Raw genomic sequence first — 23996 nt, forward strand, 5'->3', positions numbered from 1 at the left:
ACAAGCGTGGCGGGCTTCATCCTCACACGGGGGCGCTACGAGGACAAGGGGCGTGCGGTGGAGGAACCCCGGAAGGATCCCTCCACCGCACGCCCCTGGCCGGTCAGATCCGCAGGTAGTTCAGCAGTTCGTCGTGCAGCAGGCCGTTCGACGCGGCGGCATTGCCGCTGTGCGGGCCCGGACGGCCGTCCAGGCCGGTGAACCGGCCCCCGGCCTCCTCGACGATGACGACATTCGCCGCCATGTCCCACAGCGAAAGCTCCGGCTCCGCACAGATGTCCACCGAGCCCTCGGCGACCATCATGTACGGCCAGAAGTCGCCATAGCCCCGGGTGCGCCAGCAGTCGCGGGTCAGATCCAGGAAGCCCGGCAGCAGCCCGCGCTCCTCCCAGCCGGAGAGCGAGGAGTAGGCGAACGACGCGTCCGCGATGCGCCCCACCTGCGAGGCCTGCAGCCGGCTGGCCGACATCAGGCTGCGCCCGGTGTAGGCGCCGGAGTCCTTCGCGGCCCACCACCGGCGCCCCAGCGCCGGGGCCGACACCACGCCCACGACCGGCTGGTATCCGCCCTCGCCCTGCACCATCAGCGAGATGAGGGTCGCCCACACCGGCACCCCGCGAACGTAGTTCTTGGTGCCGTCGATGGGGTCGACGACCCAGCGGCGCGGGCCGGTGCCCTCGCTGCCGAACTCCTCGCCCAGTATGGCGTCGCGCGGCCGCGCCCGCTGGAGCTGACTGCGAATCAGCTCCTCGGCGGCCTTGTCCGCCTCGCTCACCGGGGTCATGTCCGGTTTGGTCTCGACCTTGAGGTCGAGGGCCTTGAACCGGTCCATGGTGGCCGCGTCGGCGGCGTCCGCGAGGACGTGGGCCAACCGCAGATCATCGTGGTAGTCGGACATGCCTGGAACATTACTGGTGTTTCCCCGCATTGACGGTCCGGGCGACCCCGCCGGCCGGTTGTGTCGGCCGGGCCGCGCCGAGCGGTTTCCCGCGGACACCCCCTTGGCCTGTCGGGGCTCTTGACACCGTCTGGCAACGCGTCAATTCTGTGGCAGCAACTGGTCGGCAACTGTCGTGCGGACCGTACGGCCGGGGAGGCGACGATGCCCGCGGCACGAGAACTCTTGCTGGACGCGGCCTTCGAGGCGCTCGGCAACCGGCCCTGGCACGGGGTCCGGATGGTCGACGTCGCGGCCGCGGCCGGGGTTTCCCGGCAGACCCTCTACAACGAATTCGGCAGCAAGGACGGCCTGGCCCGCGCCCTCGTACGGCGCGAGGCGGACGCCTTCCTCGCCGGGGTGGACCGTGCGCTGGCCGACGCCGCCGCCCAGGGCGGCGCGGACGCCGGGGAGTGCTGTGCGGCGGCGGCCGTGTGGACCCTGCACGCGGCCCGTACCAACCCGCTGGTCCGGGCCGCGCTCACCGGGTGCCGAGGTGAGCGGCTGCCCGCCCAGGCGGTGCCGGCGGTGCCCGCGCCGCGCACGCCGCCGGTGCCGGCAGCCATGCGGGGCGCTCCTTCGCCGGAGGCGCTGCTCGATCGCATGTGCGGGAGCGCGGCCGGGACGGTGCGGCCGGTCGCCGGGGACACCGAGCCGGATGCGATACGGCGGGCCTGTGAGGCGGCCGTGCGGATGACCCTGTCCTATGTGATCGCCCCCGTGGCCTCGGACGCGGAGGCGGCGGGGCAGGTCGCCCGGGTGGTCCGGGCCCTGCTGGACCAACCGGGCTGAGGCCGGGCGCGTTTCAGTGCGCCGAGCCCGACAGCTGCAGCCCGATCACGCCGACGATGACAAAGGCGATCGAGACCAGCTTCAGCGTGGAGACCAGGTCGTCGAGGAAGACCATGCCGTAGATCGCCGTTCCGGCCGCTCCGATGCCCGTCCACACCGCGTATGCCGGGCCCACGTCCAGCTTCCTGAGCGAGAGCGTCAGCAGGCCGAAGCTGCCGAGCGCGAAGCAGGCGAAGGCGATCGTGGGCCAGAGTCTGGTGAAGCCGTGTGAGAGCTTGAGACAGACGGCGAAACCGGTTTCCAGCAGTCCGGCGACCACGACCAGCAGCCACGCCATCAGTTTGCCTCCCGTGTCGTAGACCGCCCCATCGGTCTCGGGTGTGCTGATGCACTTGCCGCTGGCGGTCATTCGCAAACGTAGGCGATCAATCGCCTTCGCGCCGCTCCCGGGTGGCGAGCAGCCGCCGCAGTGAGTAGAGCCGCTGTGGATCGGCGTGCCCGTCCGTCACCCACCGGTCGAGGGCGCAGTCCGGCTCGTCGTGGCTGCAGGCCCGCGGGCAGTCCTCGGTGCCGGGCTCCAGGTCGGGGAAGGCGTGGATGACCCGCGAGGGGTCGATGTGGTGCAGCCCGAAGGACCGTACGCCCGGGGTGTCGATGACCCAGCCCGAGCCGTCCGGCAGGGGCAGTGCGAGCGCCGAGGTGGTGGTGTGGCGGCCGCGGCCGGTGACGGCGTTGACCCGGCCGGTGGCCCGCTGCCGGTCCGGGACGAGGGCGTTGACCAGGGTGGTCTTGCCCACCCCGGAGTGTCCGACGAATGCGGTGATCCGGCCGCTGAGCCGCTCGCGCACCCGGTCGGCCACCTCGCCGTCGGCCAGTTCCCGGCGGTTGGTGACCACATGGGGCACGCCCAGCGCGCCATAGGACGCCATCAGTTCTGCCGCCGGAGCCAGGTCCGACTTCGTCAGGACCAGCAGTGGCTCCAGGCCCGCGTCATACGCCGCGACCAGGCAGCGGTCGATCAGCCGGGGGCGCGGCTCGGGGTCGGCGAGGGCGGTGACGATCGCCAGCTGGTCGGCGTTGGCCACCACGACCCGTTCGAAGGGGTCGGTGTCGTCGGCCGTCCTGCGCAGCACGGAGCGGCGCTCCTCGACCCGGACGATCCGGGCGAGGGTGTCCTTGGCACCGCTGAGGTCGCCCACCACCGCGACCCGGTCGCCGACCACCACGCCCTTGCGGCCCAGTTCCCGCGCCTTCATCGCGGTGATCGTCCGGCCCTCGACCAGGACGGTCAGCCGGCCCCGGTCGACGGTGAGGACGAAGCCCTCGGCGGCGTCCTCGTGCTTGGGGCGGATGCTGGTACGCGGCCGGTTGCCCTTGCGGTTGGGGCGGACGCGGACGTCGTCCTCGTCGGTGTGCTTGCCGTAGCGGCGCATGGGTCGTCCAGGTCTCTCAGGTGCTCGGCACCGTGGTCGCCCCCGCGACGGATCCGAGGATTTTCCCGAGCATGGCGGTCCACAGCTCCGGGAAGTCGGGAAGGGTCTTGGCGGTGGTCGCCACGTTCTCCACCCGCACGCCCTGGACGGCGAGGCCGATGACGGCGGCCGCGGTGGCCAGCCGGTGGTCGTCATAGGTGTGGAAGACACCGCCGTGCAGCGGGCGGGGGCGGATGCGCAGCCCGTCCGCGGTCTCGGTGACATCGCCGCCGAGCTCGTTGAGCTCCTTGGCGAGGGCGGCCAGCCGGTCGGTCTCGTGCAGCCGCAGATGGGCGATGCCGCGCAGCTCGGACTCGGAGTCGGCGAGCGCGGCGACGGCGGCGATCACCGGGGTGAGCTCGCCGACCTCGTGCAGGTCGGCGGAGATGCCGGTGATCCGTCCGGTGCCGGTGAAGGTCAGCCCGGCGTCGGTGAGTTCGCAGGATCCGCCCATGGCGGTGAAGATCTCGCGCAGCGCGTCGCCGGGCTGGGTGGTGCGCTCGGGCCAGTCCGGGATGGTGACCCGGCCGCCGGTGACCAGGGCGGCGGCCAGGAACGGCGCCGCGTTGGACAGGTCCGGCTCCACCACCAGGTCGCGGCCGAGCAGGGCGCTCGGCGAGACCCGCCAGACGTCCGGCTCGCCGCCCGACTCGGGGGTGTCCACCTGGGCGCCGGCCGCCCGCAGCATGTCCACCGTCATCCGGATGTGCGGCAGGGAGGGCAGCGCGGAGCCCGTGTGCCGCACCTCCACGCCCTGGTTGAAGCGCGGCCCGGACAGCAGCAGGGCGCTGACGAACTGGGAGGACGAGGAGGCGTCGATCCGCACCGGCCCGCCGTCCAGGGCGCCCGCGCCGTGCACGGTCAGCGGCAGCGCGCCGCGGTCGTTGTCCTCGATCCGGGCGCCGAGCACGCGCAGCGCGTCGATCACGCCGTGCAGCGGACGCTCATGGCTGCGCGGGTCGCCGTCGAAGTGGACCGGGCCGTCGGAGAGCGCGGCGACCGGGGGCAGGAAGCGCATGACCGTGCCCGCATTGCCGACGTCGACCGTGGCCGGGCCGGACAGCCGGGCCGGGATCACCCGCCAGGCCTCGCCGGTGCCGTCGGCCCCGCCGGTGGAGCTGGAGGACACGGTCTCCTCGATGCCCACGCCCATCGCGCGCAGCGCCTCGGCCATCAGCAGGGTGTCGCGGGAGCGCAGCGGGCGGCGCAGCCAGCCGGGTTCGGCGGCCAGGGCCGCGAGGACGAGACCGCGGTTGGTGACCGACTTCGAGCCGGGCACGGTGACAGTCGCGTCGACGGATCCGGTCGCGGTCGGGGCGGGCCAGAGGTCGGTGTGCTCGGGGCTCTCGGTCATGCCCTCAACCTTAGTGGCTCGTTTCCGGGTCACACTCCGAGCAGCCAGCGGCCGCCGCCCAGCAGACAGGCCAGCGAGACGGCATGGAACAGCAGCAGCCAGAGGGTGGGTGGTATGCCCGTCAGCCGGGCCAGCTGGTCCGCGTCGGAATCCCGCGCGCCCACCCGTCGCCCGACCGCCACCCCTGATCGAGGCGCTGACGCGCCGCCCCACTCCCGCCGCCGCTTGTGCTGCAGCTCGAAGGCCGGGCGTACGCCGCCCAGCAGCAGGAACCACACCACTCCATAGGCGAACAGCGCCTGCACCTCGGTGGCCGCCAGCCAGGAGACCAGGACGAACGCTGCCCCGCTGAGCACCACCGTGAGCACGCCATAGGCGTTGCGGATCATCACCAGCATTGCGGCGAGCAGCGCGGCCGCGCCCCACAGCAGTGCGGTGGTGTGCCCGGCGGCGAGCAGTGCGGCCCCGGCGAAGCCGAGCAGTGAGGGCGCGGTGTACCCGGCCGCCGCGGTCAGGATCATGCCGAGCCCGGTGGGTTTGCCGCGCGAGACGGTCAGCCCGGAGGTGTCCGAGTGCAGCCGGATACCGTCCAGCCGGCGCCCGCTGAGCAGGGCCACCAGCGCGTGGCCGCCCTCGTGGGCGATGGTGACGGCGTTGCGGGTCACCCGCCAGACGCCGTGCGGGGTGACGGCCAGCAGCGCGATCACCCCGGTGACGATCACCGTCCAGTGGGAGGGTTCGGGCTGCGTGCCGAATACGCGGTCCCACAGGGTGGTGGCGGTGGTGCTGTCCATGTGCGAACCGCTCTCCTTGCGCGTCCGGGCGTCCTTGCTGAGGGACGGTCGGGACGGGGGCACGGTTCCCGGGGCCCGGGTGGGGTGTGGCACCGTGTCGGGAGGGGCAGCACGGGCGGATGAGCCGGAGGGGCGTCGGAGATGTGCGGGCGGTATGCGGCGGGCCGGAGGCCGGAGGATCTGGCCGGGCTCTTCGAGGTGGAGAAGTGGGAGCCGACCGAGACGCTTGCCCCCGACTGGAACGTGGCCCCCACCAAGCGCGTCCACGCCGTGCTCGAACGTCCGCTCAAGGGCTCCGAAGACCCGCGCCCCGTCCGGCAGTTGCGCGCCCTGCGCTGGGGGCTGGTGCCCTCGTGGGCGAAGTCCCCGGAGGGCGCGGCGAGAATGATCAACGCGCGGGTGGAGACGGTCCAGGAGAAGCCGTCCTTCCGGCGGGCCTTCACGGCCCGGCGCTGCCTGCTCCCCGCGGACGGCTACTACGAATGGGTCACCGGGGCGCGGGAGCGTGAGCTGGAGGAACAGGGCCGCCGGAAGCGGCCGCGCAAGCAGCCCTATTTCGTCACCCGGGCCGACGGTTCGGTGCTGGCGATGGCCGGGCTGTACGAGTTCTGGCGGGACCGTACGCTGCCGGACGATCACCCGGAAGCCTGGTGGGTGACCTGCTCGGTGATAACCACGGAGGCCGACACCGAGCCCTTCGCGGGGGAGCAGCACGAGGGCGGGCCGCGTTCGCTGGCCGATATCCATCCGCGGATGCCGCTGATCCTCCCGCCCGACCGCTGGGCGGCCTGGCTGGATCCGGCCCGTACCGACCCCGATGAGCTGCGCTCGCTGCTGGAGCCGCTCCCGGCGGGTCTGCTGCGGGCCCACCCGGTGGCCACCGCGGTCAGCGATGTGCGCAACAACGGGCCCGAGCTCACCACGGAGCTGGCGGCGCCCGAGGAGTCGACGCTGTTCTGACGGCGGTCCGAGGGGCCGGGGAGGCAGGATGTCCGGGTGATCGTGGAGAAAGCAGAGACCCCCGGCGGGGAAGCCCGCATCCACTGGCACCCGGCGACCCGGCCCCGCCTGGTCCTCGCCCTCGGGCATGGCGCGGGCGGCGGCATCGAGGCCCGTGACCTGCGGGCGCTCGCCGCGGCCCTGCCCCCGCTGGGCATCACCGTGGCCCTGGTCGAACAGCCCATTGGGGTCTCCCCTGCTCGAGCGAAGCCGAGAGCTTGGGGAAAGGTCGCGGGCCGGAAGGTGGCCCCCGCACCGCGTGCCCTGGACGAGGCCTGGCGCGCCCTGTGGCCCGCACTCACCGCCCCCGGGGTGCCGGTGGTGGCCGGTGGCCGCAGCGCGGGCGCCCGGGTCGCCTGCCGGACGGCCGGCGAGCTGGGGGCCGCCGCGGTGCTCGCGCTGAGCTTTCCGCTGCACCCTTCCCCAAGCTCTCGGCTTCGCTCGAGCAGGGGAGACCCCAACGGCAGGCCGGAGAAGTCCCGGGCGGACGAACTGCTCGGCACCGGCCTGCCCACCCTGGTGGTCCAGGGGGCGCGCGACCCCTTCGGCCGTCCCGAGGAGTTCCCGCCCGGCACCGACCCGGTCGCCGTGCCGCACGGCGACCATGGCTTCGCCGTGCCCAGGAGGGCGGAGATCACCCAGGAGGAGGCCCTGGGTGTGCTCACGGGCGCGGTCGCGGCCTGGCTGGCGAAGCGGGAATGCCGGTGAAGCGGGAATGACGTGCGCGGTGCGGGTGTTGTGTGAGGCGTAGTCACGTACCGGCACATGACAAAGGAACGGGAGACTCCCGCAATGGGTTCGATCGCATGCCTGTCCCGCCCGCAGACGGCCGACGGCGGCTGGCCGGTCATGGGCATGCCCCATGCAGCCATGGCCGGAGCGGCGGGCCGGGCGGATCGTCGTCTATTCTCCGAATCGAGCGGGTCCGCAGCGGACCTCGCCTGGAAGTCGGAGGAGGTGGGTCCGGTCGTCGGGACCGACGCGGGAACGAACGACAGCCCGGAGCGGCAGCCTGCCGAGAGCACGGCGGAGCGCAACGCCCGTTTCGAGCGTGACGCGCTGACCTTCCTCGACCAGATGTACTCCGCCGCACTGCGGATGACCCGCAACCCCGCGGACGCGGAGGACCTGGTCCAGGAGACGTATGCCAAGGCCTACGCGTCCTTCCACCAGTTCCGTGACGGCACGAACCTCAAGGCGTGGCTCTACCGGATCCTGACCAACACCTTCATCAACTCGTACCGCAAGAAGCAGCGCGAGCCGCTGCGCAGCGCATCCGAGGAGATCGAGGACTGGCAGCTCGCACGCGCCGAGTCGCATATGTCCCAGGGGCTGCGCTCCGCCGAGTCCCAGGCGCTCGACCACCTCCCGGACTCCGATGTCAAGGAGGCGCTCCAGGCCATTCCCGAGGAATTCCGCATAGCGGTCTACCTCGCGGACGTCGAGGGCTTTGCGTACAAGGAGATCGCGGACATCATGGGTACCCCCATCGGCACGGTGATGTCCCGGCTCCACCGGGGCCGGCGCCAACTGCGCGGACTGCTGGAGGACTACGCCCGTGAGCGCGGGCTGGTCCCGGCCGGAGCCGCGTCCGCGCCGAATGGCTCCGACGAGTCGCACAATCGGAAAGGTTCGGGCTCATGAGTTGCGGAGAGCCGCACGAGACGGACTGCTCTGAAGTCCTCGACCACCTTTACGAGTTCCTCGACCACGAGATGCCCGAAGGCGACTGCGCCAAGTTCGAGGTGCACATCGACGAGTGCTCCCCGTGCCTGGAGACCTACGGCCTGGAGCGCGCGGTCAAGAAACTCGTCAAGCGCTGCTGCGGACATGATGATGTGCCGGCCGACCTCCGGTCCAAGGTGATGGGCCGGATCGAACTGATCCGCTCCGGCCAGGCGGTCCCCGAACAGGACGTGATCGCCGAGGCCCGGGCCGCCGAGGCCGAGGCCCGCGGAGTCCCCCGGGACTGATCCAAACCGCCCGCCCCGGGAACGTCACCCGAACGGACGGCGCAATACCCGGATGCGGCCGCCGACCGGCGGCCGTACGCCTATTCTCCCCATCCTGACGGGCACCTCGGACGGCTGCGTTCGAGGACCGTGCCACGGGACGGGGGAGGACGCGCCATGGGGGCACCACCGGCGTCGGCGCGCGGCGGCATCGCCTGCGCCGTGCTCGCCGCGGCCCTGTGCACCGCACCCGCCGCCCTCGCCCCGTCCGAGGTCCCCTGGGGGACCGTCGCCCTGCTCGCGGGCGTCTGCGCGGCCGGTGAACGACTGCCCCGCTGCTCCCTGTCACCTCCCGCGCTGCTCGCCGGCGTCCTCCTGCTGCCACCGTCCGCCGCCGCCCTGGTCGCCGCGGCCGGCGCGCTCCCCGGCCGGGTCGACGGGCGCCCGGTGTGGCTGCGCAGGGTGTGGCGCGCGGCGCTGCACGCCCTGGCGGCGAGCGCGGCGGGCCACCTCCACGCCCGCCTGGGCGGCACCGGTTTCCCCGGTGCGCTGCCGCCCGCGCTCGCCACGGCCCTGCTGCTCTTCCTGGTGCTCGCCGCCCTCGACGGCGCCATCCGGATCGCCGCCGAACGCTGCCCGCCGGGCACGGCCTGGCGCGGCACCCCGCGCGGAGTGCTGGTGCCCACGCTGGTGTACGGGCCCACCGCGCTGCTCACCGCCGTCCTGTGGCAGAGCCCGTACGGCCCGGCGGCGGCGCTGCTGGTGCTGCTGCCGCTGTCCCGCTGCCCCCGGCTCCCGGGCCCCGGCCGGCCCGAACGCGCCGCCCGCCGGGCCGCGGTCCGCGCCCTGGTGCAGGCGGTCGGCCTCAAGGACCCCTACACCCGCGGCCACAGCGAACGCGTCGGCCGCGCCTCGGTGCTGATCGGCCGGGAGCTGGGCATGGGCGGCAGGCGGCTGGAGGTGCTGCGCTTCGCGGGCATCCTGCACGACGTCGGCAAGCTCGGGGTCCCCACCCGGCTGCTGCGCAAGGACGGCCCGCTCACCCCCGAGGAACGGCGGGTGGTCCAGCTCCACCCCGAGTACGGCCATGAGCTGGTGCGCGACATCGGCTTCCTGGGCGAGGCCCGGGCGGCGATCCTCCACCACCATGAGCGGCTCGACGGCAGCGGCTACCCGGACGGCCTGGCGGGCCATCAAATCCCGGAGTCCGCCCGGGTGGTGGCGGTCGCCGACGCCTTCGACGCCATGACCTCCACCCGCTGCTACAGCCGCGCCCGCCCGGTGTCCGCCGCCCTGGCCGAACTCCGCCGCTGCGCCGGATCGCAGTTCGACCCCCGGATCGTCGCCGCGCTCTCCCGCGCGCTCGACCGCCGGCAGTCTTCCGGCGACGGAACCCCCGGCTTCGGCCGGGAGGGGAATCGCTTCCCCGATCCGTGGCGCCTTCCGCCTGCCCCGCAAGGGGCCGTTCCGGACCGGCCCGCAGTACTCGGGCTGGCGGCCCCCCTCCTTCGGACGGAGGAGCGGAGCCATGAGTGGCATCCCACGGTGGAGCGGCCCGAAGTCGCCGCTCCGGCCCGCCGAAACGTCCCTCCTGATCACCGTCCGGCGCTTCCGGACGGCCCCCGGTGACCCCCCTGGTCCGCCGGGTGCACGCCACCGCCGGAGCGGGCGCCCTGCTCGCGCTGGCCTGGACCGCCTGGCACGGCCTCGCCCAGCCACCCGTCGCCCTCGCCTACGGCCTGCTGATCGCCCTCGGCGAAGCGGCCCGCCGCGGGTCACCCGGCACCGCCCCCCACCAGCAGGCCCCCCTCGCCGCCGCCGGCTCGCTCGGCTACGCCCTGCTCGGCGAGGCCGGCGGGCACCCCGCCACGCACGGTGCCCCCCAGGTCGTCGCCGTGGTACTCGGCGCCACCCTGGCCGGCACGATCGGCCGCCCGCCCACCCCCGACCACCTCGCCCGCCGGGTGCACACCACCGCCCTCGCCGCGCTCTGCTGCCGCCCGCTGCACCACCCCGGCACGCTCCTCGGCCCACCCGGCCACCGCCCGTACCTCGCACCGCTGTTGCTGCTCCTGCTCGCCCTCACCGTGCTGTCCGACGCGGTGCTCGCCGCCGCGCTCCACCACGCCCGCACCCACGAGCGGTACGGCCCGGCGCTGCGCGCGGAACTGCGCGCGCTGGCCGGCACCGGCCCGGCCGTCTGCGCCACCGCCGTGGTGGCGGCGCTGGCGCCCGCCGTCGCCGGGCTCTGGGCGCTGCCGCTGTGCGGTCTGCCGCTGCTGGCCGTCCAGCTCACCGCGGGCCGCTCCGAAGCCCTGCGCGCCACCTGCCGGCAGACCGCCGGTTCCCTCGCCCGCGCCACGGAGCTGGCCGGCTGCACCCCCGCCGGTCACGCGCGGCGCGTAGCCGGTCTCAGCCGGGCCGTCGGCCGGGAGCTCGGCCTGTCGGAGGCCGAGCTCACCATGGTCGAGTACGCGGCGCTGATGCATGACGTAGGGCGGCTCTCACTGCCCGATCCGGTGCCCGCCGGGCAGCTGCCCCCCGAGGACCGGCGGCGCATCGCCCGGCTGGGCGGGGCCGTGGTGCGCCGGACCGGGGTCCCGGCCGAGGTCGCGCACGCCGTGGAGCGCCAGGCGGACCCCTATCGGGAGCAGCCCCTGGTGGCCCGCATCGTGCGCACCGCCGACGCCTATGACGACCTCGCGGGCACCGGCGCGTGCGGGCGGCGGCATGCGCTGGAGCGGCTGCGACGGGCCACCGCCCACGACCACGAGCCCCGGGTGGTGGAGGCGCTCGCGAGGGTGCTCGCACGTGGTGAGCCGGTGCTTCCGGACCGGTGAGCCGCCATGGAAAGCCCGAGTAGCACGACTAACCCACGGGTAATGAGCGGGCGTCCGAAGGGGCATGGTTGGATGCGAAGAGACGCCGTAAAAGGCGAGTGACGAAGAGCATGGTGAGTAAGCGAGATCGGGGGGTGTCGTGCACGCCGTCGTCGGCAAGGAGACGTGGTGGGTGCCGCTCCCCGCAGCGGCGACCCGGTTCACGGGCCGGGTCGCGAGAGATGAGGCGTGGCCGGCCGCCGTCAGGGAGGACGGCACCGGTCACCTGGGCCATCCGGCGTGGGTGCACGCGGGACGTCGAGAAGGCAGCAGGCGAACATCGTGAGGATCTTCGGCAGGGTACGGCACCGGCCTTCCGCCTCGTGGCGGCAGGCCACCGACCGTGCCTTCACTCTCATCGGCGACGGCCGGTACGAGGACGCCGGCGCGCTGCTGACGCGCGCCGCGGACATGGAGCCCTGGCTGTCCGAGTCGTGGTTCAACCTCGCGCTGCTGCACAAGTTCCGGCACGACTGGGAGCAGGCCCGCGCCGCCGGCCTGCGGGCCGTGGCGCTGCTGGACCGCGAGGCGGGCGCCCCCGACTGGTGGAACGTGGGCATCGCCGCCACCGCCCTCCAGGACTGGCCGCTGGCCCGCCGCGCCTGGCAGGCGTATGGGCTGCGGGTGCCCGGCGAGGGCAGCCCGGCCGGTGAGCCGGTCGGCATGGAGCTGGGCAGCGCGGCCGTGCGGCTCTCGCCCGAGGGCGAGGCCGAGGTCGTCTGGGGCCGCAGACTCGACCCGGCGCGGATGGAGGTGCTCTCCATCCCGCTGCCCTCCTCCGGCCGCCGCTGGGGCGAGGTGGTGCTGCACGACGGCGTCCCGCACGGCGAGCGGGTGACCGCGGCCGGGCCCTCCTACCCGGTCTTCGACGAGATCGAACTGTGGGCCCCCTCGCCCGTGCCCACCTGGGTCGTCCTCCTGGAGGCCGCCACCGAGGCGGACCGGGACGCCCTGGAGCGGCTGGCGGCCGACGCGGGCTTCGCCGCGGAGGACTGGTCCTCCTCGGTGCGGCTGCTGTGCCGCACCTGCTCGGAGAGCCGGATGCCCAGCGACGAGGGCGACGGCGAGCACCTGGACCCCCATGACCACAGCGAGCCCGGCCACCCCGGCCCGCTCGGCCACCGCACGGCGGGCTCGGGCCTGCTGTGGGTGCCCGAGCGCGAGTGCGGGATCGCGGCGCCCGCCGGGCTGGTGCGAGGGCTGCTGGACGGCTGGGTCGCCGACAGCCCCGACACCCGTGAGTGGCGCGATCTGGAAGAGGTCTGCTGAGCGCCGGGCCGTCCCTTTACCCTGTATGGGGCCCAGTGGATTCAGGGCAAGATAATGCTTTCGGGTTGTGAGAGAGGCATACGGCGGCCATGGCGCAGCAAGAGACTGAGCAGCCGGTGAACGACGAGTTCATCGACGACGTGACGGACGGCGAAGGGCGCGAGCTCGCGCACCGGGAGCGCGGCACCTCCCGTCCCATCACCGTCTACGGCAACCCGGTGCTGCACAGGGAGTGTCAGGACGTCACCGAGTTCGACGCCGGCCTGGCGCAGCTCATCGACGACATGTTCGCCAGCCAGCGCGCCGCCGAGGGCGTGGGCCTGGCCGCCAACCAGATCGGCGTCGACCGGAAGGTCTTTGTCTACGACTGCCAGGACGACGAGGGCGTCCGCCATGTCGGCCATGTCTGCAACCCGGTCCTGGACGAACTCCCCGCCGAGCAGCGGGTGCTGGACGACTCCAACGAGGGCTGCCTGTCGGTGCCGACCGCCTACGCTTCCCTCGCCCGCCCCGACTACGCGGTCGTGCGGGGCCAGGACATGCACGGCAACCCGGTCGCGGTGCGGGGCACGGGCTACTTCGCTCGCTGCCTCCAGCACGAGACCGACCACCTCTACGGCTACCTCTACATCGACCGTCTCTCCAAGCGCGACCGCAAGGACGCGCTGAAGCAGATGGCAGAGGGCACCCCGCGCTACCCGGTCGTCGAGAACGACTGACGGACTGGTCCCGGTCAGGCGGGGAAGTCGGACGGCTCGAAGACCGGGCGGAGTTCGACGACCCCGTCCCGGAAGGGGATGCGCGTGGCCCACTCCCGGGCCTCGTCCATCGTCCCGACCTGGATGATCCAGTAGCCGGACACCAGGTCCTCGGTCTCGGGGAACGGCCCGTCGATCACGCTTGGCGTCCCGCCCGCGAACACCACGCGCGCGCCCTGGGACGAGGCCCGCAGCCCGTCGGCCGCCAGCAGCACTCCGGCCTTCACCAGGGTGTCGTTGTACTTCCCCATCTCGGCGATCTGTTCCTTGGACGGCAGCACGCCGGCCTCGGACTCCTCGGTCGCCATGACGATCATCATCACTCGCATCACACGTCTCCTTGCCTGCAGCGGAAGGGTGAGACCGCCCGGTCCCACCCTTCACCCCCGCGCTGGACGGAAGCTCTCTGGAACGACGTGTCGCGCGTTTTTCACCAGCACCGGCAGTGCGCCCGAGGGGCAGTGGGTTTCCAGGAACTGCTTGTGCCTCAATTTGATACGACAGTACGGTAGTTGGCATACGTGCCGCATGGTAGTGGCGTGACGTAGGGGTCGGGATCTGTCCTGAAGGCTCTTCAGGGAGCTGCGGCTGGCTGAGTGTCGTGGCGGCTTCGGACCCTCAGCTTGCGGCTGATATGGAGGACGAAAGGAGAGCGTCGGACAGCGCAGCCGGAACCAAGAAGTCCCTTCCCGAGCAACTGGTGGACGAGCGGCGTTCTCTCGACTCGCGGCTCGAGTCGGCACGACGGAGCTTGGAGAGGCTGTTGGCCCTGGGAGAGGAATCGGGGACCTTGCACCCCATGGGATCCCACGAGGAGTGGACGAAGCTCCACACAAGAGCCATCGAGTTGCAGAACATCCTCTACAACCATGCCCCGGTGGATCCCTCGGAAGAGGAAGAAGACGAAGAGGAATGAACAGGCAGCCCCGCCGCCGGAACCGATTCCGGCGGCGGGGCGAGGGAACGGGCTAGAACTCGTCGTCGAACGAGACCGAACCTTCCACCGCGACCTGGTACGCGGACGCCCGCCGCTCGAAGAAGTTGGTCAGCTCCTGCACATTCTGCAGCTCCATGAAGGAGAACGGGTTCTCCGAGCCATAGACCGGAGCGAAGCCCAGCCGCTGCAGCCGCTGGTCGGCCACGCACTGCAGATACTCGCGCATCGACTCGGTGTTCATGCCCGGCAGCCCGTCCCCGCACAGGTCGCGGCCGAACTGCAGCTCCGCCTCGACCGCCTCCTTCAGCATGTCGGTGACCTGCTGTTGGAGCTCGTCGTCAAAGAGTTCGGGCTCCTCCCGGCGGACGGTGTCCACCACCTCGAACGCGAAGTTCATGTGCATGGTCTCGTCGCGGAACACCCAGTTGGTGCCGGTCGCCAGACCGTGCAGCAGGCCCCGCGAGCGGAACCAGTAGACATAGGCGAACGCGCCGTAGAAGAACAGCCCCTCGATGCACGCCGCGAAGCAGATCAGGTTGAGCAGGAAGCGGCGGCGGTCGGCCTTGGTCTCCAGCCGGTCGATCTTCTCTACCGAATCCATCCACTTGAAGCAGAACTGGGCCTTTTCCCGGATGGACGGGATGTTCTCCACGGCCGCGAAGGCGGCGGCGCGGTCGTCCGGGTCGGGGAGGTAGGTGTCCAGCAGCGTCAGATAGAACTGGACGTGCACGGCCTCCTCGAACAGCTGCCGCGACAAGTACAGCCGCGCCTCGGGGGAGTTGATGTGCTTGTACAGCGTCAGCACCAGGTTGTTGGCCACGATCGAGTCGCCCGTCGCGAAGAACGCGACCAGACGGCCGATCATGTGCTGCTCGCCCGGGGAGAGTTTGGCGAGGTCGGCCACGTCGGAGTGGAGGTCGACCTCCTCCACGGTCCAGGTGTTCTTGATCGCGTCACGGTAGCGGTCGTAGAAGTCCGGGTACCGCATCGGACGCAGCGTCAGCTCGAAGCCGGGGTCGAGCAGGTTCTTGTTCTCGGCACTCATTACTGGCAGGCCTCGCAGGACTCGGGGTTCTCAAGGGAGCAGGCGATGGCGTCCGCGTCGGGCGCGGCCTGCTGGACGGGGACGGGGGCGGCGGAGGAGGCTGACGAGGCCGCGCGGGCGATCCGGGTCGCCGGGCGCGAACGCAGGTAGTACGTCGTCTTGATGCCCTGCTTCCAGGCGTAGGCGTACATCGAGCTGAGCTTGCCGATGGTGGGCGAGGCCATGAAGAGGTTCAGCGACTGGCTCTGGTCCAGGTAGGGGGTACGGGCCGCGGCCATGTCGATCAGGGCGCGCTGCGGGATCTCCCAGGCGGTGCGGTAGAGATCGCGCACCTCCTGCGGGATCCAGTTCATCTCCTGGATCGAGCCGTTGGCGTCCGTCAGGGCGTCCCGCGTGGTGCGGTCCCAGACACCGAGCTTCTTCAGGTCCTCCACCAGGTAGGTGTTGACCTGGAGGAACTCGCCGCTGAGCGTCTCGCGCTTGAAGAGGTTGGAGACCTGCGGCTCGATGCACTCGTACACGCCCGCGATCGACGCGATGGTCGCCGTGGGAGCGATCGCCAGCAGCAGCGAGTTGCGCATGCCCACCGAGGCGATCCGGGTGCGCAGCGCCGCCCAGCGGTCCGCCCAGCGGGGCTCGGCGTTGGGGTAGTGGTCGGGGTGCAGCACTCCGCGCGCGGTCCGGGTCGCGGACCAGGCCGGGTGCGGGCCGTGCCGCTCGGCCAGGTCGGCGGAGGCCTCGTACGCGGCGAGCATGATGCGCTCGGAGATCCGGGTGGAGAGCGCCGTCGCCTCGGGCGAGTCGAAGGGCAGCCGCAGCCGGAAGAACACATCCTGCAGGCCCATCAGGCCCAGACCGACCGGCCGCCAGCGGGAGTTGGAGGCGCCCGCCTGCTCGGTCGGGTAGTAGTTGATGTCCACCACGCGGTCGAGGAAGGTCACGGCGGTACGGACGGTGCGGTCCAGCCGCTCCCAGTCCAGCTCGCCGCTGTCACCGAGATGCGCGGCGAGGTTGACCGAACCCAGGTTGCAGACCGCCGTCTCGCCGTCGTCCGTCACCTCGAGGATCTCCGTGCAGAGATTGGACGAGTGGACGACCCGGCCGGGCTCGGCGGTCTGGTTGGCGGTGCGGTTGGCGGCGTCCTTGAAGGTCATCCAGCCGTTGCCGGTCTGCGCGAGGGTGCGCATCATCCGCGCGTAGAGCACCCGCGCCGGGATGGACTTGACGGCCTTGCCCTCGGCCTCGTACTTCCGGTACGCGGTGTCGAACTCGGCACCGTAGAGGTCGACCAGGTCCGGCGCGTCCACCGGGGAGAACAGCGACCAGTCGGCGTCCGCCTCGACCCGGCGCATGAACTCGTCCGGGATCCAGTGCGCGATGTTGAGGTTGTGGGTGCGGCGGGCCTCTTCGCCCGTGTTGTCCCGCAGTTCCAGGAACTCCTCGAGGTCCGCGTGCCAGGTCTCCAGGTAGACACAGGCCGCGCCCTTGCGCCTGCCCCCCTGGTTGACGGCCGCGACGGAGGCGTCCAGTGTGCGCAGGAACGGCACGATGCCGTTGGAGTGCCCGTTGGTGCCCCGGATCAGCGAACCGCGTGAGCGGATGCGGGAGTACGACAGTCCGATGCCGCCCGCGTGCTTGGACAGCCGGGCCACCTGGTGGTAGCGGTCGTAGATCGAGTCCAGCTGGTCCAGCGGCGAGTCCAGCAGATAGCAGGAGGACATCTGCGGGTGCCTGGTGCCGGAGTTGAAGAGCGTGGGGGAGGAGGGCAGATAGGAGAGCGTGCTGGTCAGCCGGTACAGCTCGGCGACGTCCGCCAGTGCCCGCTCCGAGTGGTCCTCGGCCAGGCCACAGGCCACCCGCAGCAGGAAGTGCTGCGGGGTCTCGATCACATCGCGGGTGATCGGGTGCCGGAGCAGGTAACGGCTGTGCAGGGTGCGCAGCCCGAAGTAGCCGAAGCGGTCGTCGGCGCCTTCGGCCAGCGCGGAATCCACCAGCCCGTCGAGTCGCTCGGCGTGCGTCCGCACAAACTCCGCGGTCCCGTCCGCGATCAGGCCCTCGCGGTGCCCGACCGCGACCGAGGCGGAGAAGGAGGCCGCCCCCTGTCCGGCCGCCTCCTCGGCGATGGCGCGGGTGAGCAGCCGGGCGGCGAGCCGGGAGTACTCGGGCTCCTCCGCGATCAGCCCGGCCGCGGCCTCGGTGGCCAGCGACCGGAGTTCGGCCTCGTCGGAGCCGGGGTGCCGGCCGCGCAGCGCGGCGGCCGCGACCTTGCCGGGGTCGGTGGCGGGCAGATCGGCGGTGAGTTCGGTCAGGGTGCGCAGCAGCGCGGTCCCGGGACCGCCGGTCGCTTCCGACGTCGCTGGGACGGGACCTGACACCGGATCGGCGGGCGCGATGGTCACGTGTGGCTCTCCCTCGCTCGGCTGGGGGCCGGGCGGGTGCGCGCGACGGTCGCATACGGGCATGCCTGATCGCCTGACGGCATGCGCGCAGCGTCCCTCGGCCCAACCCGCGAGGCCCGGACGTATTCGACGCCCGACGGCCGGGCCGGAGCGGCTCGGACATGGGCGCGCCGTCGGCAGGTCCTCGGACTTCCGCATGCACAAATGCGCATACATTCACCGTTGCGGGACAGTTCTGGATTTTCACCGGATTCCCCTGCGGCGACAGCGAGGACGAGCATACATCTAGTGCCGGTGATCGCATGCGCCCCCACATCTAGTGCCGGGAACGCGATACTGCGCCCATGGGCGGGGCGTAGCGGGTGGCTTGGGCGGGCGCGGCCGGGGTGGGTGCCGCGGGGGCCTCACAGCCCCTCAGGGCCCCCAGGGCGCCTGCAAGGGCGCCCTGGGGGGCGGGCAACGCACCCGTCTTCCGAGGGGGTTGCCCGCCGGGTCCCCGGCGCGTGACCCTTGTCACGCGGTGGTTGAATCGGGCCATGGCCGATCACGAGGTGGTGCGGGTATTCGTCGGCCCGGAGGGCGCGGGCGGCAATCCGCTCGGTGTGGTGTACGACGGATCCGCCGTGCCCGGCCCGGCCGGGCGGCAGCGCCTGGCTGCCCAACTGGGGTTCAGCGAGACGGTGTTCATCGACGACCCGGACCGGGGCGAAATGGACATTTACCTGCCGAGTGCCCGTCTCGCCTTCGGCGGGCACCCGCTGATCGGTGCCGCCTGGCTGCTGCGGCAGCGGTACGGCCACGCCGTGCAGGTGCTCCGGCCGCCGGCCGGTGAGGTACCGGCCTGGGCCGAGGGCGACGTCACCTGGATCCGCGTCCGCGCCGAGTGGGCCTCCGGGCGGCGTACCCAACGGTTCGCCACGGCCGCCGAGGTGGACGCCCTGCCCGCCCCGCCGCCGGGCGAGGGCTGGCTCTACGCCTGGGCCTGGCTGGACGAGGCCGGGGGCGTCGTCCGGGCCCGGGGCTTTCCCCGGCGCGGGGACGACATCGTGGAGGACGAGGCGACGGGCGCCGCGGCGATCGTGCTGACCGCGCAGCTGGGGCGGTCGCTGGACATCCGTCAGGGGTCCGGCTCGCAGATCCTCACCCGGTTCGAGGGGGACGGCCTGGTGGCGGTCGGGGGACGGGTCGGCGATGCAGAACGCGCGCCTGACCGGCCGGATGTCGGAGTGTAAGAGGTAGCATAAGGAGCATGAGCGAGCCTACCCAAAAGTACTCGATCACCATGCCCCGGGACATCGCGGAAGCCGCCCGCGCCCGCAGCGGCCCCTCGGGGCTGTCCGCCTATGTTGCCGCTGCGGTCGCTCGTCAGATCGAGCGCGACAACCTCAACGAGCTCATCTCGGTAGCCGAAGCCGAGCACGGGCCCATCGGCGAAGAAGAGATCCAGGCCAAGCGCGACCAACTCCAGCGCGCCCGCGAGCGGCAGCGCCACTCGGAGACGGACGCGGCATGACGCGTTCTCCCGCCGTGCCGGGCGGCACCCTGGCTCTGGACAGCGAGGGCTTGGCGAAGGCGGTGCTGCGTGACCGTGACGTCACCGGCTGGCTCGCCCTGGCGCGCGCGGACGACATGCGCGTGATCACAAGTGCCGCCACCATCGTCGAGGTCGTCCACCCGAGGATCAAACGCCCGGCTCTGGAATGGGCGTTGTCCCGTATCGTCGTCGAGCCGGTCACGGAGCCCATCGCCCGTCACGCGACAGCACTGCTCGGTGATGCGGGGCTGCACGGGCACAAGTACGCGATCGACGCCATGCTTTGTGCCACGGTTCTTGCGGCTCCCGGCCCCGTCACCGTTCTCACCTCGGACCCGGAAGACCTGAGCGCTCTCTGCGGCGGACGGATCACCGTCGTCAAGATCTGACTCCGCGGATGGAGGACGCTCCCGGCCCGGCGTCCGAGCTCGGCCCGGCGACGCGCTCCGATGGCCTAACGTATTCGCTTTTTTACGTTATGTGACTATTCTGCGGAATGCGCGCTTCCTGGCCCCGTCCGACCCCGCGAAGGACGCCCATGTGATGCCCCTCCCGTACCGCCGGTCCTCCCTGAGCAGGACCCTCCATGGCACGCCCCGCCGCGCCCTGCGCACCCTCCTCCTGCTGTGCCTGGTCGCCCTGGCGGCCGCGATCGGCGGCCGCGGGGTCGGCGACCGGCTGGCGCCCGGCGGCTGGACCCCCGCCCACGCCGAGTCCACCAGGGCCGACACCTTCCTGGCCGACCGCTTTGCCGCCGGGCAGCCCCACCTGTTGCTGCTCGCCACCGCCAAGGGCTCCATCGACGCACCCGAAGCCGAACGGGCCGGCCATGAACTGACGGCCCGTCTCACCGCCGGCCGGCAGGTCGCCTGGGTGCGCGGCTACTGGCCGCACCACCCGGCCGAACTGCGCGGCCACGACCGGCACAGCGCCGTCGTCGCCGTGCGCTTCGACGGCGACGAGCGCGCCGTTCGCGCCGCGAGCAAGGCGGTGACCACCCGCGAAACCGGCCGGGCCGGACCACTGAAGATCTCGGTCGCCGGTGAGACCGCGCTCTTCTCCGAGATGGAACGCCTCAGCACCCAAGGCGCCATGGTCGCCGAACTCCTGGTGGCCCCGTTGGTCCTGCTCATCCTGCTGTGGGTCTTCGGCAGCCTGGTGGCAGCCCTGCTGCCGGTCGCGGTCGGCGCCTTCGCCGTGGTCGCCACGACCGCCCTGCTGCGCGCGCTCAGCGAGGTGATGACGGTGTCGATGTTCGTCCTGAACATTGCCACCGCACTCGGCTTCGGCCTCGCCGTCGACTACTGCCTGCTCATCGTCAGCCGCTACCGCGAGGAACTCGCCACCGGGGCAACGCCGGTCACCGCGGCCCGCAATACGATGCGGACCGCCGGGCGTGCCGTCGCCTTCTCCGCGACGACCGTCGCGGCCACCCTGGGCGCGCTGATGGTCTTCCCGCTTCCGCTCACCCGCTCCCTGGCACTCGGCGGCGCCGCCGTCGCGATCTGCTCGGCCGCCGGGGCGTTCCTGGTGCTGCCCGCGCTGCTGGTGCTGCTGGGGGAGCGGGTCAACCGCTGGGACATCTTCTCCCGTTGGCGCCGCGACACCCCTCGCCCGCTGGCCGAAGGCCGCTGGTACCGGCTGGCGATCTGGGTGACCCGGAGACCCGCGCTGGTCGCCCTCGGCACGCTGCTCCTGCTCGGCGTCCTGGCGGCGCCGGGCCTCGACGCACGATTCGGCATGTACGACGACCGCATCCTGCCGGCCTCCTCGCCGGTCGCCCGGGCCTCGCACCGGCTGCGCACGGACTTCCCCGGGGAGACGGGCGCGGCGGCCGTGGTGCTGCCCGATGTCCATGTCGCCCTCCCGCCCCCGCTGGACGCGCCGTCGAACCTCCGCGCCGGCTACCACCAGGCCGCCGTGCACTCCTACGCCGCCCGCCTGTCCCTGCTCCCGGGCGTACGGCAGGTGGAGACCGCCACCGGCGTCTATCGCGGCGGGCAACTCACCGCCAACGCGGGCCCCTCGGCACGCGAGTTCACCGGCCCGGCCGGGACCTGGCTGAGCGTCACCCCCAGCACGGATTCCCCGCTGTCCCCCGACGGCCGCCAACTGACCGAGCGGCTGAGGGCGGTACCCGCCCCCGCCCCGGCCCTGGTCGGTGGCCCCGGCGCCCGCCTCACCGACACCGAGGACGCCCTGACCGCCCCGATGCCCACCGCCGTCCTGCTCACCGTGGCGCTCACCCTCCTGCTGCTGTTCGGCTACACCCGCAGCGTGCTGGTGCCGGTCAAGGCCGTGCTGCTGAACGCGCTCAGCCTGGCGGCGACCTTCGGCATCATCGTCGCCGTCTTCCAACAGGGCCTGCTGGAGGCGCTGATCGGCCCGATGCACGGACCCGCCGCCATGGATGTGGTCATCCCGGCGGTGATGTTCTGCACCGCGTTCGGGCTCTCCATGGACTACGAGGTCTTCCTGCTCTCCCGCATCCTCGAGGAACACCGCCGGGGCACCCCGACCCAACTCGCCGTCGCCGCCGGTCTGCAGCGCACCGGGCGGCTCTTCACATCCGCCGCCCTGGTCTTCGCCGTGGTGATGGCCTCCCTCGCCCTCTGCGACCTCATCATGCTCCAGCTCATCGGCTTCGGCCTCGCGGTGGCGGTCGTGCTCGACTGCACCCTGGTGCGTGCCCTGCTGGTGCCCGCCGTGATGTCCCTGGTGGGCAGCGCCAACTGGTGGCCCGCGCCGGGGCGCGGCACCGCCCGCCGGGTCCCGGAGCCCGCGTCCGCGACGGCGGACGAACTCGTCGGCCGGGGCGACCGGCCCGGCTGAGCGACCACCCCCGGTGCCGCCCGCTCCGGCACGGCCGGACTCAATGCCCGCCGGCACCCGCCGTGGCGGGCGGGAGTCCGGCGCTGACACCCGGCTCGCCCGCGTCCGCCGTGTAGTCCTCCGCGGTGGTCTCGTCCACCCCGTCGGGGGCCTTGACCGCCTTGAGGACGACCGTCAGCACCACGACCGTCACCACATTCAGCACAAATGCGGTCAGCCCTATGTATCCCTTCTCCCCGATGAACGGGATCAGGTTGGTGTTGCCGAAGTGATCCTGGGTGGCGCTCGGCGTCTCATACGCCCGCCATGTCCCGTAACCCATGCCGACCGCCCAGCCCGCGAGCAGCGCCCACCGGTGGAACCAGCGGGTGAAGAGCCCGCCCACCAGCGCGGGCACGGTCTGGAGGATCCAGATACCGCCCAGCAGCTGGAAGTTGATCGCCACCGTCTTGTCCATGGTGAGGACGAACACCAGCGCCCCGACCTTCACCAGCAGCGAGGCCAGCTTGGACACCTTGGCCTCGTGCGCGGGCGAGGCATCCGGCCGGAGGAAGTCCTTGTAGATATTGCGGGTGAAGAGATTCGCGGCCGCGATCGACATGATGGCGGCCGGCACCAGCGCCCCGATGCCGATCGCCGCGAAGGCCACACCGGTGAACCAGTCCGGGAACATCTTGGCGAACAGCTCCGGAATCGCCAACTGCCCGTTCTTCACCTTGATTCCGGCCGCGATGGCCATAAAGCCGAGCATCGCCAGCAGTCCCAGCATCAGCGAATACAGCGGCAGAATCGTGGTGTTGCGCCGGATGACGTTCCGGCTCCGGCTGGAGAGCACGGCCGTCACCGAGTGCGGATAGAGAAACAGCGCCATCGCCGAACCGAGGGCGAGCGTCGCATACGCCCACTGGGCGTCCGGGCCCGTGATGAGCGAGCCACGCGGTTTGCCGGACGGACCGACGGTCGCGTAGGCGTGACCCGCCTTGGCGAAGATGTCACCGAAGCCACCGAGCTTGATCGGGATGTAGATGATCGCCACCGCGATGACGATATAGATCAGGGCGTCCTTGACGAAGGCGATCAGCGCGGGAGCCCGCAGCCCGGAGGAGTACGTATAGGCCGCCAGCACGCCGAAGGCGATCAGCAGGGGAAGGTCCTTCACAAACCAGTTGGTGTTCTCACCACCGCCGACGCCCATCACATCCAGCACGGCCTGAATGCCCACCAGTTGGAGCGCGATATAGGGCATGGTCGCCAGAATCCCGGTGAGCGCCAGCGCCAGCGACAGCCCCTTGGACCCGAACCGTCCGCGCACGAAGTCCGAGGACGTCACATAGCCGTGCTTGTGGGACACCGACCACAGGCGGGGCAGGAAGGTGAAGACCAGCGGATAGCAGAGGATGGTGTACGGCACCGCGAAGAACCCGGCCGCACCGCCCGCGTAGATCGCCGCCGGAACGGCGACGAAGGTGTACGCGGTGTAGAGATCGCCGCCGAGCAGGAACCAGGTGACCCAGGTGCCGAACGACCGCCCGCCGAGGCCCCATTCATCGAGGTTGTCCGCATTCTCCGCGCGCCGCCACTTCGAGGCCAGGAAGCCCATGACCGTGACGACCAGGAACAGGACGATGAACACGGCCAGTGCCACGCCGTTGACGTCGTGCTTCATCCTCGCTCACCGCCCTTGCGGGCGCGCTGGTGGTGCCGCACCAGCAGGTAGGCGACCACCGTGAGCAGCGTGGAGATCAGCACCCACAGCATCTGGTACCAGTAGAAGAACGGGATGCCGATGAAGGCGGGCGTGAGCCGGGAATAGGAGTCCACCCACAACATCGCGCCGAAGGGGATGACCAGGCAGATGCCCGCGAGCACCAGCGGCAGGGGCATGACCGGTTTGCGATTGCCTGGCGGTGGCTCTGGTTCCGACATGCGGTGACTCCGTCCCCGTGTGCGGTCACTTGCGTGATGCGCACGCAATCTAGGGGAGGGTGCCTCCGGGCGTCACCCCCTGTCCGGATATCGGTATGGCAACGACCTGCTGGAGGT

Annotated in this window: 24 protein-coding genes and 1 riboswitch; of the genes, 14 read left to right on the forward strand and 10 right to left on the reverse strand. The window is 71.8% G+C overall.

The features are described from left to right. Positions 1-103: 103 nt before the first annotated feature. Entirely contained in the window at positions 104-898 is a 795-nt protein-coding gene (gene hisN / locus ABCR83_RS20915; protein ID WP_462696628.1) for a histidinol-phosphatase, read from the reverse strand. Between the two features lie 204 nt (positions 899-1102). On the opposite strand from hisN, the gene ABCR83_RS20920 reads away from it, so the two are divergent. After that, the gene (locus tag ABCR83_RS20920; RefSeq protein WP_462696629.1) at positions 1103-1729 is read left to right on the forward strand and encodes a TetR family transcriptional regulator; all 627 of its coding nucleotides are present in this window, start codon (positions 1103-1105) and stop codon (positions 1727-1729) included. A gap of 13 nt (positions 1730-1742) precedes the next feature. Here the strand turns inward: ABCR83_RS20920 and ABCR83_RS20925 are convergent, their stop codons facing one another. From ABCR83_RS20925 to ABCR83_RS20940, 4 genes are all read right to left on the reverse strand, one after another. Then, complete coding sequence (locus ABCR83_RS20925) at positions 1743-2066, reverse strand: DMT family transporter (RefSeq protein ID WP_171167244.1); 324 nt, start codon at positions 2064-2066, stop codon at positions 1743-1745. Positions 2067-2154: 88 nt separating this feature from the next. Beyond that, on the reverse strand, positions 2155-3162 hold the full coding sequence (rsgA, locus tag ABCR83_RS20930) for a ribosome small subunit-dependent GTPase A (protein WP_462696630.1): 1008 nt from the start codon (positions 3160-3162) through the stop codon (positions 2155-2157). Positions 3163-3178: 16 nt separating this feature from the next. After that, positions 3179-4555, reverse strand: coding sequence for a 3-phosphoshikimate 1-carboxyvinyltransferase (gene aroA / locus ABCR83_RS20935; protein WP_462696631.1), 1377 nt, complete (start codon positions 4553-4555; stop codon positions 3179-3181). A gap of 29 nt (positions 4556-4584) precedes the next feature. Continuing rightward, positions 4585-5349, reverse strand: coding sequence for a M50 family metallopeptidase (locus tag ABCR83_RS20940; RefSeq protein WP_462696632.1), 765 nt, complete (start codon positions 5347-5349; stop codon positions 4585-4587). Between the two features lie 141 nt (positions 5350-5490). Here ABCR83_RS20940 and ABCR83_RS20945 point away from each other — a divergent pair, with 141 nt between their 5' ends. The 8 genes from ABCR83_RS20945 to def all read left to right on the forward strand — a co-directional run bounded on the left by ABCR83_RS20945 (position 5491) and on the right by def (position 13167). Continuing rightward, positions 5491-6309, forward strand: coding sequence for an SOS response-associated peptidase (locus ABCR83_RS20945; RefSeq protein ID WP_462696633.1), 819 nt, complete (start codon positions 5491-5493; stop codon positions 6307-6309). Between the two features lie 42 nt (positions 6310-6351). Then, positions 6352-7056 carry an alpha/beta hydrolase family protein gene (locus ABCR83_RS20950; RefSeq protein WP_462696634.1) on the forward strand — a complete coding sequence of 235 codons (705 nt, stop codon included), beginning with the start codon at positions 6352-6354 and terminating at the stop codon, positions 7054-7056. A gap of 249 nt (positions 7057-7305) precedes the next feature. Further along, positions 7306-7992, forward strand: coding sequence for a sigma-70 family RNA polymerase sigma factor (locus ABCR83_RS20955; RefSeq protein ID WP_462696686.1), 687 nt, complete (start codon positions 7306-7308; stop codon positions 7990-7992). Beyond that, complete coding sequence (gene rsrA, locus ABCR83_RS20960) at positions 7989-8321, forward strand: mycothiol system anti-sigma-R factor (RefSeq protein WP_462696635.1); 333 nt, start codon at positions 7989-7991, stop codon at positions 8319-8321. The genes ABCR83_RS20955 and rsrA overlap by 4 nt, the downstream gene beginning before the upstream one ends. A gap of 156 nt (positions 8322-8477) precedes the next feature. Beyond that, positions 8478-9929, forward strand: a complete 1452-nt coding sequence (locus ABCR83_RS20965; protein WP_462696636.1) for an HD-GYP domain-containing protein — start codon at positions 8478-8480, stop codon at positions 9927-9929. After that, on the forward strand, positions 9926-11140 hold the full coding sequence (locus ABCR83_RS20970) for an HD-GYP domain-containing protein (protein ID WP_462696637.1): 1215 nt from the start codon (positions 9926-9928) through the stop codon (positions 11138-11140). The genes ABCR83_RS20965 and ABCR83_RS20970 overlap by 4 nt, the downstream gene beginning before the upstream one ends. 321 nt (positions 11141-11461) lie before the next feature. Beyond that, positions 11462-12448, forward strand: a complete 987-nt coding sequence (locus ABCR83_RS20975; protein WP_462696638.1) for a tetratricopeptide repeat protein — start codon at positions 11462-11464, stop codon at positions 12446-12448. A gap of 89 nt (positions 12449-12537) precedes the next feature. Then, positions 12538-13167: a peptide deformylase gene (def, locus tag ABCR83_RS20980; RefSeq protein WP_462696639.1), complete on the forward strand. Its 630-nt coding sequence runs from the start codon at positions 12538-12540 to the stop codon at positions 13165-13167. Between the two features lie 14 nt (positions 13168-13181). Here the strand turns inward: def and ABCR83_RS20985 are convergent, their stop codons facing one another. After that, positions 13182-13535, reverse strand: coding sequence for a YciI family protein (locus tag ABCR83_RS20985; protein ID WP_462696640.1), 354 nt, complete (start codon positions 13533-13535; stop codon positions 13182-13184). A 272-nt stretch (positions 13536-13807) separates the two neighbouring features. Here ABCR83_RS20985 and ABCR83_RS20990 point away from each other — a divergent pair, with 272 nt between their 5' ends. Further along, positions 13808-14122, forward strand: coding sequence for a hypothetical protein (locus ABCR83_RS20990; RefSeq protein ID WP_462696641.1), 315 nt, complete (start codon positions 13808-13810; stop codon positions 14120-14122). A 52-nt stretch (positions 14123-14174) separates the two neighbouring features. On the opposite strand, the gene ABCR83_RS20995 is transcribed toward ABCR83_RS20990, so the two are convergent. Beyond that, positions 14175-15188: a ribonucleotide-diphosphate reductase subunit beta gene (locus tag ABCR83_RS20995; RefSeq protein ID WP_462696642.1), complete on the reverse strand. Its 1014-nt coding sequence runs from the start codon at positions 15186-15188 to the stop codon at positions 14175-14177. After that, positions 15188-17587: a ribonucleoside-diphosphate reductase subunit alpha gene (locus ABCR83_RS21000; RefSeq protein ID WP_462696643.1), complete on the reverse strand. Its 2400-nt coding sequence runs from the start codon at positions 17585-17587 to the stop codon at positions 15188-15190. Before ABCR83_RS21000 ends, ABCR83_RS20995 begins: the two co-directional genes overlap by 1 nt. 170 nt (positions 17588-17757) lie before the next feature. Then, positions 17758-17855: riboswitch (adenosylcobalamin-variant (AdoCbl-variant) riboswitch) on the reverse strand. A gap of 268 nt (positions 17856-18123) precedes the next feature. On the opposite strand from ABCR83_RS21000, the gene ABCR83_RS21005 reads away from it, so the two are divergent. From ABCR83_RS21005 to ABCR83_RS21020, 4 genes are all read left to right on the forward strand, one after another. Then, positions 18124-18819, forward strand: coding sequence for a PhzF family phenazine biosynthesis protein (locus ABCR83_RS21005; RefSeq protein WP_462696644.1), 696 nt, complete (start codon positions 18124-18126; stop codon positions 18817-18819). Between the two features lie 17 nt (positions 18820-18836). Continuing rightward, positions 18837-19100, forward strand: a complete 264-nt coding sequence (locus ABCR83_RS21010) for a CopG family transcriptional regulator (RefSeq protein ID WP_462696645.1) — start codon at positions 18837-18839, stop codon at positions 19098-19100. Next, on the forward strand, positions 19097-19510 hold the full coding sequence (locus ABCR83_RS21015) for a DNA-binding protein (RefSeq protein WP_462696646.1): 414 nt from the start codon (positions 19097-19099) through the stop codon (positions 19508-19510). The genes ABCR83_RS21010 and ABCR83_RS21015 overlap by 4 nt, the downstream gene beginning before the upstream one ends. 91 nt (positions 19511-19601) lie before the next feature. Beyond that, the gene (locus ABCR83_RS21020) at positions 19602-21953 is read left to right on the forward strand and encodes an MMPL family transporter (RefSeq protein WP_462696647.1); all 2352 of its coding nucleotides are present in this window, start codon (positions 19602-19604) and stop codon (positions 21951-21953) included. Between the two features lie 40 nt (positions 21954-21993). Here the strand turns inward: ABCR83_RS21020 and mctP are convergent, their stop codons facing one another. Both mctP and ABCR83_RS21030 read right to left on the reverse strand, forming a co-directional pair. Continuing rightward, positions 21994-23619 carry a monocarboxylate uptake permease MctP gene (gene mctP / locus ABCR83_RS21025; protein ID WP_462696648.1) on the reverse strand — a complete coding sequence of 542 codons (1626 nt, stop codon included), beginning with the start codon at positions 23617-23619 and terminating at the stop codon, positions 21994-21996. Continuing rightward, complete coding sequence (locus ABCR83_RS21030) at positions 23616-23879, reverse strand: DUF3311 domain-containing protein (RefSeq protein ID WP_462696649.1); 264 nt, start codon at positions 23877-23879, stop codon at positions 23616-23618. Before ABCR83_RS21030 ends, mctP begins: the two co-directional genes overlap by 4 nt. Between the last annotated feature and the right edge of the window lie 117 nt (positions 23880-23996).

Source organism: Streptomyces xingningensis (genome assembly GCF_054957865.1).